Annotated in this window: 13 protein-coding genes; 6 read left to right on the forward strand and 7 right to left on the reverse strand. The window is 62.8% G+C overall.

The features are described from left to right. Together QSV36_RS06345 and QSV36_RS06350 are read right to left on the reverse strand one after the other, a co-directional pair. The coding region (locus QSV36_RS06345) for a YbdD/YjiX family protein (protein WP_289130908.1) at positions 1–128 on the reverse strand (128 nt) is incomplete at its 3' end. Between the two features lie 13 nt (positions 129–141). Then, on the reverse strand, positions 142–2208 hold the full coding sequence (locus QSV36_RS06350) for a carbon starvation CstA family protein (protein WP_289130871.1): 2067 nt from the start codon (positions 2206–2208) through the stop codon (positions 142–144). 164 nt (positions 2209–2372) lie between these two features. Here QSV36_RS06350 and QSV36_RS06355 point away from each other — a divergent pair, with 164 nt between their 5' ends. Further along, positions 2373–2735 carry a PilZ domain-containing protein gene (locus tag QSV36_RS06355; protein ID WP_289130872.1) on the forward strand — a complete coding sequence of 121 codons (363 nt, stop codon included), beginning with the start codon at positions 2373–2375 and terminating at the stop codon, positions 2733–2735. Between the two features lie 263 nt (positions 2736–2998). Beyond that, entirely contained in the window at positions 2999–4516 is a 1518-nt protein-coding gene (locus QSV36_RS06360) for a nucleobase:cation symporter-2 family protein (RefSeq protein ID WP_289130873.1), read from the forward strand. A gap of 74 nt (positions 4517–4590) precedes the next feature. Here QSV36_RS06360 and radA read toward each other — a convergent pair whose 3' ends face one another. Next, on the reverse strand, positions 4591–5961 hold the full coding sequence (gene radA, locus QSV36_RS06365; RefSeq protein ID WP_225779254.1) for a DNA repair protein RadA: 1371 nt from the start codon (positions 5959–5961) through the stop codon (positions 4591–4593). Between the two features lie 177 nt (positions 5962–6138). Here radA and mscL point away from each other — a divergent pair, with 177 nt between their 5' ends. Further along, positions 6139–6558, forward strand: a complete 420-nt coding sequence (gene mscL / locus QSV36_RS06370; protein ID WP_289130874.1) for a large-conductance mechanosensitive channel protein MscL — start codon at positions 6139–6141, stop codon at positions 6556–6558. A gap of 34 nt (positions 6559–6592) precedes the next feature. On the opposite strand, the gene QSV36_RS06375 is transcribed toward mscL, so the two are convergent. Continuing rightward, entirely contained in the window at positions 6593–7369 is a 777-nt protein-coding gene (locus QSV36_RS06375) for a ferredoxin--NADP reductase (protein ID WP_289130875.1), read from the reverse strand. Between the two features lie 213 nt (positions 7370–7582). On the opposite strand from QSV36_RS06375, the gene QSV36_RS06380 reads away from it, so the two are divergent. After that, positions 7583–8290 (forward strand): autoinducer binding domain-containing protein, encoded by a 708-nt coding sequence (locus QSV36_RS06380; RefSeq protein ID WP_289130876.1) that lies wholly within the window; start codon positions 7583–7585, stop codon positions 8288–8290. A gap of 96 nt (positions 8291–8386) precedes the next feature. Next, entirely contained in the window at positions 8387–9511 is a 1125-nt protein-coding gene (locus QSV36_RS06385) for a methyltransferase (RefSeq protein WP_289130877.1), read from the forward strand. Between the two features lie 132 nt (positions 9512–9643). Here the strand turns inward: QSV36_RS06385 and QSV36_RS06390 are convergent, their stop codons facing one another. Genes QSV36_RS06390 through QSV36_RS06400 form a run of 3 tightly spaced genes read right to left on the reverse strand, consistent with a single transcriptional unit; the run spans position 9644 to position 12256 of the window. Beyond that, positions 9644–9799, reverse strand: a complete 156-nt coding sequence (locus tag QSV36_RS06390; RefSeq protein ID WP_016713451.1) for a DUF2474 domain-containing protein — start codon at positions 9797–9799, stop codon at positions 9644–9646. A 9-nt stretch (positions 9800–9808) separates the two neighbouring features. Continuing rightward, positions 9809–10816 (reverse strand): cytochrome d ubiquinol oxidase subunit II, encoded by a 1008-nt coding sequence (gene cydB / locus QSV36_RS06395; RefSeq protein ID WP_225779259.1) that lies wholly within the window; start codon positions 10814–10816, stop codon positions 9809–9811. Positions 10817–10819: 3 nt separating this feature from the next. Further along, positions 10820–12256 (reverse strand): cytochrome ubiquinol oxidase subunit I, encoded by a 1437-nt coding sequence (locus QSV36_RS06400; RefSeq protein WP_289130878.1) that lies wholly within the window; start codon positions 12254–12256, stop codon positions 10820–10822. 356 nt (positions 12257–12612) lie between these two features. On the opposite strand from QSV36_RS06400, the gene QSV36_RS06405 reads away from it, so the two are divergent. After that, positions 12613–13833 (forward strand): MFS transporter, encoded by a 1221-nt coding sequence (locus QSV36_RS06405; protein WP_289130879.1) that lies wholly within the window; start codon positions 12613–12615, stop codon positions 13831–13833. Positions 13834–13994: the final 161 nt, after the last annotated feature.

Here is a 13994-nt window from a genome sequence, read left to right on the forward strand (position 1 = left end):
CTCATCACCGGCTGGTCCGGGTGCGTCTTCTGCATGTGCTCGACATAGTTGTCATAGTCGGGCATGCCGACCATCAGGCGGGCTGCCTGCCCCAGGTACTTACCCAGTCGACCCAGGTCGTTGAACATCGCAGCAGTCCTCTCAAGCGTCAGGCAGGGCCTGGAACGGGGTTTCCTTGTCGCTGCGCTCCTTGCGGCCGAGGGCGGCGAAGCCGACCTTGACGGCAAAGAACAGCACACTGAACACCACCACCAGGAACAGCACGGTCAGGCCGGCGTTGGTGTAGGCGTTGTAGATCACGTGCTGCATCTGCCCGATATCCTTGGCCGGGGCCAGGACCTGGCCGGCGTCCAGCGCGGTGCTGTACTTCTTGGCCAGGGCCAGGAAGCCGACTGCCGGGTTCGGGTCGAACAGCTTGATCAGGCCTGCGGTGGTGGTGCAGATCAGCAGCCACACGGCTGGCAGCAAGGTGACCCAGACGTAGCGCTGGCGCTTCATCTTGATCAGTACCACGGTGCCGAGCATCAGGGCGATACCGGCCAGCATCTGGTTGGAGATACCGAACAGCGGCCACAGCGTGTTGATGCCACCCAGCGGGTCGATCACGCCCTGGTACAGCAGGTAGCCCCACAGTGCCACGCAGCCGGCGGTGCCGATCAGGTTGGCACTCCACGACTCGGTACGCTTGAGCGCCGGCACGAAGCTGCCCAGCAGGTCCTGCAGCATGAAGCGCCCGGCACGGGTACCGGCGTCTACCGCGGTAAGGATGAACAGCGCCTCGAACAGGATCGCGAAGTGGTACCAGAAGGCCATGGTGTTCTCACCCGGCAGCACCTGGTGCAGGATCTGCGCGATGCCCACCGCCAGCGTCGGTGCACCACCGGCACGCGCCAGGATGGTGTGCTCGCCAATGTCGCGGGCTGTGGCCTCAAGCTGTTCCGGGGTGATCAGGAAGCCCCAGCTGCTGACCGTTTGCGCCACCGAAGCCACGTCGGCACCGACCACGGCGGCCGGGCTGTTCATGGCGAAATACACGCCTGGCTCGATCACCGAGGCAGCGACCATGGCCATGATGGCGACGAACGACTCCATCAGCATGCCGCCGTAGCCGATGTAGCGGGCGTTGGTTTCGTTGTCCAGCAGCTTGGGCGTGGTCCCCGAGGAGATCAGCGCGTGGAAGCCGGACACCGCGCCACAGGCGATGGTGATGAACAGGAACGGGAACAGGGTGCCCTTCCACACCGGGCCGGTCCCGTCGGTGAACTGGGTCAGCGCCGGCATTTTCAGCTCGGGCGCGATGATCAGGATACCGATGGCCAGGCCAACGATGGTGCCGATCTTGAGGAAGGTCGACAGGTAGTCACGCGGCGCCAGTACCAGCCACACCGGCAGCACGGCGGCGACAAAGCCGTAGCCCACCAGCATCCAGGTGATCTGCACGCCAGTGAAGGTGAACGCCGGGCCCCACACCGGATCCGCGGCAATCTGGCCCCCCAGCCAGATCGAGGCCAGCAGCAGGACCACGCCCACGACCGAGATCTCGCCGATACGGCCCGGGCGGATGTAGCGCATGTAGACGCCCATGAACATTGCGATCGGGATGGTCGCCATCACCGTGAACATGCCCCAAGGGCTCTCGGCCAGGGCCTTGACCACGATCAGCGCCAGCACCGCGAGGATGATGATCATGATCAGGAAGCAGCCGAACAGGGCGATGGCTCCCGGGATGCGGCCCATCTCCTCGCGCACCATGTCGCCCAGCGAGCGGCCGTTGCGACGGGTGGACAGGAACAGGACCATGAAGTCCTGCACCGCACCGGCCAGCACCACGCCGGCGATCAGCCACAGAGTACCGGGCAGGTAGCCCATCTGCGCAGCCAGTACCGGGCCGACCAGCGGACCAGCGCCGGCGATGGCGGCAAAGTGGTGACCGAAGAGGATGTGTTTGTTGGTCGGGACATAGTCCAGGCCGTCGTTGTTGAGCACCGCCGGGGTGGCGCGGCGCGGGTCGAGTTGCATCACCTTGGTGGCGATGAACAGGCTGTAGTAGCGATAGGCGACCAGGTAGATGGCCACTGCCGCGACCACGATCCACAAGGCATTGATCGCCTCGCCGCGACGCAGGGCAACCACACCCAGCGCGCAGGCTCCTATGACTGCCAGCGCCAGCCACGGAATGTGGCGTAGCAGGCTATTATTGTTGTTCATGGTTTGCTTCCAGCTGGTGGATTGGAAAAGACCGCCCATCGAGTCTAGGGCGTGTCATCGCGCATTGCCACACTTGCTTTGGTCTAGAGCCTCTGCGGCCAGATTGCGGAACCTGATGCACAGATAAGTTAACTATAGTCAGGATGTCACCCGAGGGCTTTCTCATGACCGACCACGACGAGCGCCGCCGCTTCCAGCGCATCGATTTCGACGCCCCCACCGAACTGCGCCAGGGCGACCGCCGCTGGCCGGTAAAACTGCTGGACGTGTCGCTGAAAGGCCTTCTGGTCAAGCGCCCCGAGCCGTGGGACGCCGACCTGACCCAGGACTTCGATGCGATCATCCACCTCGACCGCGATGTGCGCGTGCAGATGCAGGTGGAATTGCGCCACGAAGAAGCCACCCGCCTGGGCTTCATCTGCCTGTACATCGACGTCGAATCAATGAGCCATTTGCACCGTCTTGTGGAACTGAACCTGGCCGACAGCACCGAAATGATGCGCGAACTGCGTGAACTGATCGAATAATGAAATCTCTTAGCTAGCTAAGATTTTCCTCATCGCGTGTTTCCTGTCTACCCAGACAGCTTTCAGCCTGGGTCGCGGCATTTTGTACACACCCCTCTAATCCAGTCTTTTCCAACCTGGTACGCCTCCTGCATTGGGTGCTGGTGCCTTGCGCCAGCGCTCGTGTGCGCGCTCGGATCAAAAAATTGTATACAATTCTAGTGGCTTTCATTTGTCAGAAATGTCTACAGTAGCGACACAACAATAAACAGAGAGCCTGCTCCATGACTACGTCCCCTAGCACGTCTCCCGCCAAGCGCCCCGAGGACGAAAACCTCGGCCTTGGGGCCAACCTGGCCTATGGTCTGCAGCATGTACTGACCATGTATGGGGGGATCGTCGCGGTACCCCTGATCCTGGGGCAAGCCGCGGGCCTGAACGGTGCCGAAATCGGCATGCTGATCGCCGCTTCGCTGTTTGCCGGTGGCCTGGCCACCCTGCTGCAGACACTGGGCCTGCCATTCTTCGGCTGCCAGCTGCCGCTGGTACAGGGCGTGTCGTTCGCTGGCGTGGCGACCATGGGGGCCATTCTCAGCAGCGAGGGCGGTGGTGGCCTGCCGGGCGTGCTGGGTGCAGTGATGGCTGCGTCGTTGATCGGCTTTCTCATTACCCCGGTGTTCTCGCGCATTACCAAGTTCTTCCCGCCGCTGGTGACCGGCATCGTCATCACCACCATCGGCCTGACCCTGATGCCCGTCGCAGCCCGCTGGGTGATGGGTGGCAACAGTGCCTCGCCGGAGTTCGGCAGCATGGCCAACATCGGCCTGGCAGGCCTGACCTTCGCCATCGTGCTGCTGTTGAGCAAGCTGGGCAGTGCAACCATCTCGCGCCTGTCGATCCTGCTGGCGATGGTGGTCGGCACCCTGATCGCCTGGGCGCTGGGCATGACCGACTTCAGCAAGGTCAGCGAAGGCCCGGTGTTCGCCTTCCCCACGCCATTCCACTTCGGCATGCCGGAATTCCACATCGCCGCGATCCTGTCGATGTGCATCGTGATCATGGTGACCCTGGTGGAAACCTCGGCCGATATCCTCGCGGTGGGTGAGATCATCGATACCAAGGTCGACTCCAAGCGCCTCGGCAACGGCCTGCGCGCCGACATGGCGTCGAGCATCCTGGCGCCGATCTTCGGTTCGTTCACCCAGAGCGCGTTCGCCCAGAACGTGGGCCTGGTGGCGGTGACCGGGGTCAAGAGCCGCTACGTGGTGGCCACCGGCGGGGTGATCCTGGTGGTACTCGGCCTGCTGCCGATCATGGGCAGGGTGATTGCTGCCGTGCCGACGCCAGTGCTGGGTGGCGCGGGCATCGTGCTGTTCGGTACCGTGGCAGCCAGCGGTATCCGCACTCTGTCCAAGGTCAACTACAAGAACAACGTCAACCTGATCATCGTCGCCGCGTCGCTGGGCTTCGGCATGATCCCGATTGCCGCCCCGACCTTCTACCATCACTTCCCGAACTGGTTCGAAACCATTTTCCACTCGGGCATCAGCTCGGCGGCAATCATGGCCATCCTGTTGAACCTGATCTTCAACCACTTCACCGCCGGCAACTCGGAAAACCAGTCGGTGTTCGCTGCCGCCTACGAGCGCACCATCCAGTACTCGGACATTTCAGCGCTGCGTGATGGCGACTACTTCAAGGATGGCAAGCTGTTCGATGCCGAGGGTAATGAAGTGCCGCTGCTGGAGCTGGACGAACATGGCAATGAGACGGTCAGGCGCACGGCGGTCGCCGAACATTGACCGCTGACTGAGCGGTGAGGTGGGGGGCCGATGCGCATCGTCGGCCCCTTTTTATTTGCCGGTACAGGCCAGGATTACTCGAACAGTGCGTCCAATGCCTGCTCCAGACGGGTAACGGCGATCACCTGAAGGCCCGCCGGGGCCTCTTTCGGCGCATTGCCCTTGGGCACGATGGCCCGCTTGAAGCCATGCTTGGCCGCTTCCTTCAAGCGTTCCTGGCCGCTGGGCACCGGCCGTACTTCGCCGGACAGGCCGATTTCGCCAAACACCAGCAAGCCATGGGCCAATGGGCGGTTGCGCAGGCTCGACATCACCGCCGCCAGCAGCGCCAGGTCCGAGGCGGTTTCCAGTACCTTCACCCCGCCCACCACGTTGAGGAATACATCCTGGTCATGGGTTGGAATACCACCATGCCGGTGCAGAACCGCCAGCAACATGGCCAGGCGGTTCTGGTCCAGGCCCAGGGTCACCCGGCGCGGGTTGGCCAGGTGGCTGTCGTCGACCAGCGCCTGCACTTCCACCAGCATCGGCCGGGTGCCCTCCCAGGTCGCCATTACCACGCTACCCGGCACTTCTTCCTGGGCGCGGTTGAGAAAGATCGCCGACGGGTTGGACACTTCTTTCAGGCCGCGGTCGGTCATGCCGAACACGCCCAGCTCGTTGACAGCACCGAAGCGGTTCTTCACCGCCCGCAGCAGGCGCAGGCGGCCATCGGACTCGCCTTCGAAATACAGCACGGTGTCGACCATGTGCTCGAGAACCCGTGGGCCAGCCAGCGAGCCTTCCTTGGTCACATGGCCCACCAGGAAGATTGCCGTACCACTCTGTTTGGCGTAGCGCACCAACAACGCCGTGCTCTCGCGCACCTGGGCCACGCCGCCCGGCGCCGATTGCAGTTGCTCGGTGAAAATGGTCTGGATCGAGTCGATCACCATCACCCGCGGCTTTTCCTGGCGCGCCGTGGCGATGATGGTTTCGATGCAGGTTTCGGTCATCACCTTGAGCTGGTCCTGCGGCAGGCCCAGGCGCCGCGAACGCATCGCCACCTGCTGCTGCGACTCCTCGCCGGTCACGTACAGTGCCGGCATGCCGACGGCGATATTGCACAGGGTCTGCAGCAGGATGGTCGACTTGCCGATACCGGGGTCGCCACCGATCAGCACCACCGAACCATCCACCAGGCCGCCGCCCAGCACGCGGTCCAGTTCGGTGCTGCTGGTGGTGAAGCGCGGGATCTCCTCGACACTGACTTCGGCCAGGGTCTTGATCTGCGCCTGCTGCCCGGCCCAGCCGGTGCGGCCGTTGCCGGGCGCGGCGGCACCGGCGCTTTCGATCATGGTTTCGACCAGGGTGTTCCAGGCCCCGCATTCGCCACATTGGCCGGCCCATTTGGGGAAGGTCGCACCGCACTCGGTGCAGCCATACAAGCGCTTGGCCTTGGCCATGGCTGGGGTCTCCTGGGAAAAAACCGCCATGATAGCCGAGCTGGAGGTGTCCCGAACGCCTCGAGATGCGACAAAACTATTCGTTCTAACCGCAGTCGGAAGTGCTGGATATAACGCATGAAGCGTTTAAGTGGCTTACACTGCGTAAACCTTACCTTTTGTTACAAGGAACCAGACATGGGCATGATCAGTGAGTTCAAGGCCTTCGCGGTCAAAGGCAATGTCGTCGACATGGCGGTCGGTATCATCATCGGCGCAGCCTTCGGCAAGATCGTCTCGTCCTTCGTTGGTGACGTGGTCATGCCGCCACTGGGCCTGTTGATCGGTGGTGTCGACTTCAGCGACCTGGCCATCACCCTGAAGGCGGCCGAAGGTGATGCACCGGCTGTGGTCTTGGCCTATGGCAAGTTCATCCAGACCGTGATCGACTTCCTGATCGTGGCGTTTGCCATTTTCATGGGGGTGAAGGCAATCAACCGGCTCAAGCGTGAAGAAGCCGTGGCGCCGACAGCACCACCGGTGCCGAGCGCCGAAGAAACCTTGCTGACCGAGATTCGCGATTTGCTCAAGGCGCAGAACCAGAACCGCCTGCCTTGATATCGCCGGGGCTGCCTTGCAGCCCCAATTACCCTTACCAGTAGGCTTCCACCGCCACCTGTCCCGGCCGCTTGCTCAGGCTCAGTTGCAAGTCCCGCGCCTTCAGCACCTTGCGCGTCTCGTCGACCATCTCCGGGTTACCACACAGCATCACCCGCGAATGTTCCGCTGACAGCTCCAGCCCGGCCGCCTTTTCCAACTCGCCATTCTCGATCAGCGTGGTAATGCGCGCATTCAAGGCCCCCGGGTGCTGCTCGCGGGTCACTACCGGAATGAACTGCAACTTGCCGGCAAACTCGGCCAGGTAATCGCGCTGCTCCAGCCCGGCGATTTCTTCGACATAGGCCAGCTCTTTCGCTTCGCGCACCGAGTACACCAGCTTGATGTTGTCGAAACGCTCCCAGGCCTCGAAGTCCTGCAGAATCGACATGAACGGCGCAATACCGGTACCGGTGGCAAGCAACCACAAGTCGCGGCCACCGACGAAGCGGTCGAGGGTCAGGAAACCGAAGGCCTGGCGGTCGATCAGCAAGCTATCACCCGCCTCCAGCCGGCTCAGCTCGCTGGTGAATTCGCCCCCTGGTACCACGATGGAGAAGAAGTCGAGGTACTCATCATGCGGGGCACTGACCATCGAATAGGCGCGCCAGACCACACTGCCATCAGCTTTGGTCACACCCAGGCGGGCGAACTGGCCGGAACGGAAGCGAAACCCCACATCGCGCGTAACCCGCAGGCTGAAGAGGTTCGGCGTCAGCGGCTGAACATCAAGCAGAGTCTGGCAGGTGAACTTTTCGGCGCTAGCGGTCATATCGGGCTCCAGGGTTGGCGTGCGCACAGTGTCGCGCAAAGTCGCCTGGATAAAAACCACTGCTTTGTAGGGCCTCATCAAAGGCAATGATGACGAAGCTACAAAAAATCTGCACGCTATAACAAAAAAATCCCAACGTTTCGCTAGGTCTTTTCCTACACTAATTCGGGTGCCCAAACGGACTGGATACCGCTTTACAGGGAGTACCCTCGGATGGACCACTGGAAACCCGAATATCTTCATGCGTTTGTCAGTGAACGCAACCCGCAAAAACTGTTCGATATCGCAGTGCATCTGGCTCAGAACCTTGGCATGGTGTACCTGGGGCTGAACATCCGCATCCAGATCGCAACCCAAACACCGCGGCTGTATCTCTACAGCAATTATCCGAACGAATGGATCGAACGGTACCAACAAGATGAGTTCTACAAGCAGGACGCGGCTGCCACTGTAAGCCACAACTCGACCATGCCCGTGCTCTGGACCGACGAGCTGTATCGCGAGACCCCGCAATTTCGGCAAGCGGCATGCCGGTGCGGCCTGCGCCATGGCTGGACGCAGTCACTGCACGACTTGCAGCACAACGAAAGCCAGATCAGTGTGGCCAGGCCGGCTGGCAGCATCGACACCGCCGAGCTGTATAGCAAGGCCGGCAGTGTCCAGTGGCTGTGCCACACCCTGCATGCGGTGCTTGGCGAACATCACCTGAATGCACTGTGCCCCCATCAGCCCAGGATGAGCGAGCGGGAACTGGAAGTACTGAAATGGTCAGCCGCCGGCAAGACTGCTGCCGATGTAGCCTGCATCCTGTCACTGTCGCAAAGCACGGTGAATTTCCATATCCGCAGCGTGATCACCAAGACCAACGCCGCCAACAAAGCTGGTGCGATCGCCATTGCCGCCCTGCGCGGCTGGATCTGACCAGCAAACCTGCGACCTCGGGCAAAGCCCTGTAGAATCGCCCGGCAAAGCCCGGGGCGAACCGCAACGGGCAGATTCGTTGCCGAGCCATACGCCATGCCCCTGTTGAGCACCCCCTACGCCGAACTCGACCTGATCCGCCAGCCGGAACAGGCCAACGACCCCTTGCAAGCTTTCGACGCAGCCGATGAGTACCTGCTTGCGCAGTTGCACGAACAGGCCCCGACGGCCGATTGCCGGGTGCTGGTGCTCAATGACAGCTTCGGCGCTCTGGCTGCCAGCCTGGCGGGCAAGCTGCACGTGATCAGTAGTGGCGATTCGCACCTGGCGCACCTGGCCCTGGAAAAAAACCTGGCACGCAATGGCCTGGCGTTCGACAGCGTGCCCTTCGTCCCGGCCAGCGAAACCTGGCAAGGCGCGTTCGACCGGGTGCTGGTGCGTGTACCCAAGACCCTGGCCCTGCTCGAAGAGCAACTGATCCGCCTGCAAGGCCACCTGGCGCCCGGTGCACAGGTGATTGCCGGGGCGATGATCAAGCACCTGCCGCGGGCTGCCGGTGACCTGATGGAGAAATACATCGGCCCGGTGCAGGCCTCGCTGGCGCAGAAAAAGGCCCGTTTGCTGACAGCAACGCAGGCCACGCGGCCGCTCGCTCGGTCACCCTATCCCAGCCGCTACCGCCTCGACGCGCCGACGCTTGAACTGGTCAATCACGCCAACGTGTTCTGCCGTGAAGGCCTCGACATCGGCACCCGCGCCTTCCTGCCGCACCTGCCACGCGACCTCGGCCGTGCCCGGGTGGCGGACCTGGGTTGCGGCAACGGTGTGCTGGCGATTGCCAGCGCCATGGCCAATCCGGATGCGCAATACACCTTGGTGGATGAGTCGTACATGGCGGTGCAATCGGCACGGGAAAACTGGCAGGCCGCACTGGGCGAGCGCCCGGCTCGCTTCGAAGCAGCCGACGGGTTGGCCGGGGTAGAAAAGCAGTCGCTGGAGGTAGTGCTGTGCAACCCGCCGTTCCACCAGCAGCAGGTGGTGGGCGATTTCCTTGCCTGGCGCATGTTCCAGCAGGCGCGTGAGGCGCTGGTGGTGGGTGGGGCGCTATATATCGTGGGTAACCGGCACCTGGGCTATCACAGCAAGCTGGCGCGGTTGTTCCGTGGCGTGGAGCAGGTGGCGGCTACGCCCAAGTTCGTTATCCTGAAAGCCCGGAAGTAGACCTGTGGGGCTGCTTTGCAGCCCATCGCGACACAAGGCCGCCCACACAGGGATCGCCATCATTCAGATAGTCGCGTCTCTCTGTAGTACCGGCCTCGTGTCGCGAAAGGCGCGCTAAGCGCCCCCATCGGTTCAATGGGTCGTCAACCCCGCTGCCCCCATGAACAGGCGCATCACCCAGGCCGCCACACCCAGCGCTGCCACGCTCATCGCCCAGATCAACAGCAGCCAGCCCAGCCGCTGCCACAGGGGCTTTTTCTCTTCCAAGCCATGCTTGCCGGTCATCATGCGGCCCTCCTAGTGATAGCCGTCTTCGTGGGTCACCTTGCCGCGGAACACGTAATAGCTCCAGAAGGTGTACATGAGAATGAACGGCAGGATGAACAGCGTGCCGACCAGCATGAAGCCCTGGCTCTGCGGTGGCGCCGCGGCATCCCAGATCGAGATCGATGGTGGGATGATGTTCGGCCACAGGCTGATGCCCAGGCCGCTATAGCCGAGGAAGATCAGCACCAGGGTGAGCAGGAACGGCGTGTAGTGGGCATTGCGCGCCACCGCCTTGAGCAAGCCGTAGAAGGTCACCAGCACCAGGATCGGCACCGGCATGAACCAGACCAGGTTAGGCATGCTGAACCAGCGGTCGGCGATCTGCGGGTAGGCGATTGGTGTCCACAGGCTGACAATGCCGATCACCACCAGCAACACCAGCGCCAGCGGGCGGGCAATGTCGTGCATCTTCTGCTGCAGCGCCCCTTCGGTCTTCATGATCAGCCAGGTGCAGCCCAACAAGGTGTAGGCAACGATCAGCCCCAGGCCGCAGAACAGGCTGAACGGGGTGAGCCAGTCGAGCGTACCTCCGGCGAAATGCCGGTCGACCACCTTGAAGCCTTCGAGGAACGCGCCCAGGGCCACGCCCTGGAAGAAAGTGGCCACCAGCGAGCCCCCGATGAACGCCTTGTCCCAGATATGGCGTTTGTCGTCCTTGGCCTTGAAACGGAACTCGAAGGCCACGCCGCGGAAGATCAGGCCAATCAGCATCAGGATCAACGGCAGGTACAGCGCCTCCAGCACCACCGAGTAAGCCATCGGGAACGCGCCGAACAGCCCGGCACCACCCAGTACCAGCCAGGTTTCGTTACCGTCCCACACGGGGGCGACGGTATTCATCATCACATCGCGGTCTCGCTCGCCCTTGACGAACGGGAAGAGCATGCCGATGCCCAGGTCGAAACCATCCATCACCACGTACATCATCACGCCGAAGATGATGATCACGGCCCAGATCAGCGAAAGGTCGATACCCATGGCTCAGTTTTCCTTGCTCAGGCTGACGGAGTTGGCCTCACGGCCATCATCGGCGGCGGACAGCGGCCGCGCCGGGGTGCGTTTGGTGCCTGGGCCACCACTGCTGTGCTGGTCACCTTCGCCGGTCTGCGGGCCTTTGCGCACCAGGCGCATCATGTAGCCAAGGCCGGTACCGAACAGGGCGAAATACACCACCACGAAGGCCACCAGGGTGAAGCCGAGCTGGGCGTAGCTGTGGTTGGACACACCGTCCGCCGTACGCATCAGGCCGTACACCACCCACGGCTGGCGGCCGATTTCGGTGGTGAACCAGCCGGCCAGCAGGGCGATCAGCCCGGACGGGCCCATCCACAAGGCCAGGTGCAGGAACGGGCGCGAGGTATAGAGCGTACCGCGCTTGCGCAGCCAGAGGCTCCACAGGCCAACGAAGATCATCAACAGGCCCAGCCCGACCATGATCCGGAATGACCAGAAGACGATGGTCGAGTTGGGCCGGTCTTCCGGCGGGAACTCCTTCATCGCCGGCACCTGCTTGTCCAGGCTGTGGGTCAGGATCAGGCTGCCGAGCGCCGGGATTTCGAGCTTGAAGCGGGTGGTCTCGGCCTGCATGTCAGGAATGCCGAACAGGATCAGCGGGGTCGGCTCGCCGGGCACGTTCTCCCAGTGGCCTTCGATCGCGGCGATCTTCACCGGCTGGTGCTTGAGCGTATTGAGGCCGTGGAAATCACCGATCACCGCCTGGATCGGCGCCACGATCAGGGCCATCCACATGGCCATCGACAGCATCTTGCGCACCGCCGGGTTGTCACGCCCGCGCAGCAGGTGCCAGGCCGCCGAGGCACCGACGAAGAACGCCGTGGCAACGAACGCGGCGGTGGCCATATGCATTAGGCGGTAGGGGAACGAAGGGTTGAACACCACCGCCAGCCAGTCCACCGGCACCACCCGGCCATCGATGATCTCGTGGCCTTGCGGGGTTTGCATCCAGCTGTTGGAAGCGAGGATCCAGAAGGTCGAGACCAGCGTGCCGAGCGCTACCATCACCGTGGAAAAGAAATGCAGGCCGCGGCCGACGCGGTTCCAGCCGAACAGCATGACGCCGAGGAAGCCTGCTTCGAGGAAGAATGCGGTCAGCACCTCGTAGGTAAGCAAGGGGCCGGTGATGGCACCGGCAAAGTCGGAGAAGCGGCTCCAGTTGGTGCCGAACTGGTAGGCCATGACCAGCCCGGAAACCACGCCCATGCCGAAGTTGACGGCAAAGATCTTCGACCAGAAATGATAAAGGTCACGGTAGACCTGCTTGTCGGTCCGTAACCAGAGGCCTTCAAGGACTGCCAGGTAGCTGGCCAGGCCGATGGTAATGGCCGGGAACAGGATGTGGAACGAAACGGTAAAGGCAAACTGCATTCGGGCGAGCTCTAGGGCCTCTATTCCGAACATGGTGCTTCCTCTTCAGATAATCCGGCGTCCGGGCCGCTGGCCCTGTCGCCCACTGCCCCCACGGTTATCGAGTGTGGCGTGTTGGAATTGTTCTGTTCGATCGCAGGGATTCCGGCCCGGAGGGCCACGTCGTCGGCCAACCGTTGCACAGGCAACGATTGATCCAGATCAACGAATGCTAGAAAGCATAGTCCTGAATGGCACGCCGGGCCGTGCGGTTGATTGCCGCGTGACCCGTTGCCCCACCCTCTTCAAAAAGGCCTGAAAAAGTGCCGATCCGGGCAAACAGCAACCATTTGTTACAAACAGATGATACGCTGCGAGCCCCTCTACCGCGCCGAGGCCGCTGGTTTCCGATGTCCGATTCCGCTCCGCAGTTGCTACGTCACCACCGACCTTTCCTGGCCTTCTGGCTGGCCCGCGTGTTCACTGCCAGCGGCTTCCAGATGCTCACCGTGGCCATCGGCTGGCACCTCTACCAGTTGACCGGCAATGTGCTCGACCTGGGCCTGGTCGGCCTGGTCGAGTTCGCCCCGCGTGTGCTGTTCATGCTGCACACCGGGCATGTCGCCGACCGCTATGACCGGCGCAAGGTCGCCGCCTTGTGCCAGAGCCTGCAGGGCATGATCGCCCTGGCATTGGCGGTGGGCAGCGCCACCGACAACGTCACCCGCGAACTGATCTTCGCCCTGGCCTTCCTGCTCGGCGCCACGCGCTCCTTCGAGATGCCGGCGACCCAGGCGTTGCTGCCCAACGTGGTGCCAGCCGGGCTGTTCCCACGCGCGGTAGCGGCATCAGCATCGGCTACCCAGTCGGCCACCATCGTGGCGCCCGCCGTGGGCGGCTTCCTGTATGCCTTCGGCAGCCTCTGGGTGTACGGCCCGACCGTGGCCCTGTACGCCATCGCCTGCATGTTGACCCTGAGCCTGGAGGCACGCGGCCAGGTAGCCCAGCGAGGGCGTGCCAGCATCGAATCGCTGCTGGCCGGCATCCGCTTCATCCGCAGCCGGCCGGACATCCTCGGCGCCATCTCGCTCGACCTGTTTGCCGTATTGCTCGGTGGGGCCACCGCGCTGCTGCCGGTGTTCGCCAAGGACATCCTGCTGACCGGGCCGCTGGGCCTGGGCCTGCTGCGCTCGGCGCCGGCGGTGGGGGCGTTGTTGATGTCGCTGTGGCTGGCGCGGTTCCCGTTCGAGCGCAACGTCGGGCGGACCATGTTCACGGCAGTGGGCGTGTTCGGCGTGGCGACCATTGCCTTTGGCCTGTCGACCTCGTTCTGGTTCTCGCTCGCGGTACTGGTGGTGTTGGGTGCAGCGGACATGATCAGCATGGTCATCCGCGGCGCCTTCGTGCAGCTGGAAACTCCGGATGAGATGCGCGGGCGGGTGAGTGCGGTGAATGGCCTGTTCATCGGTGCCTCGAACCAGCTCGGCGAGTTCGAATCAGGGGTGACGGCGCACTGGTTTGGCACAGTGCCGGCTGTGGTGCTGGGCGGCGTGGGTACTTTGCTGGTAACCGGGGTGTGGATAAAACTGTTCCCGACACTGGCCAGGCGGGATCGGTTGCATAACGCTTGAGTGCAGGCCTGTTCTGGCCCCGTCGCCAGCACGCCAGCTCACATAGGTACTGCACAGGCACTCGGCAACTGTGGCGTAGCAGTGGGCGGCTTCAGCCGCGATCACCGGCTTCGCCCGTGTTCGCGGGCAAGCCCGCTCCCGCAGGGACCGCGCCAGCTTTT

The sequence above is a fragment of the Pseudomonas sp. BCRC 81390 genome (assembly GCF_030341915.1).
Lineage (GTDB): Bacteria > Pseudomonadota > Gammaproteobacteria > Pseudomonadales > Pseudomonadaceae > Aquipseudomonas.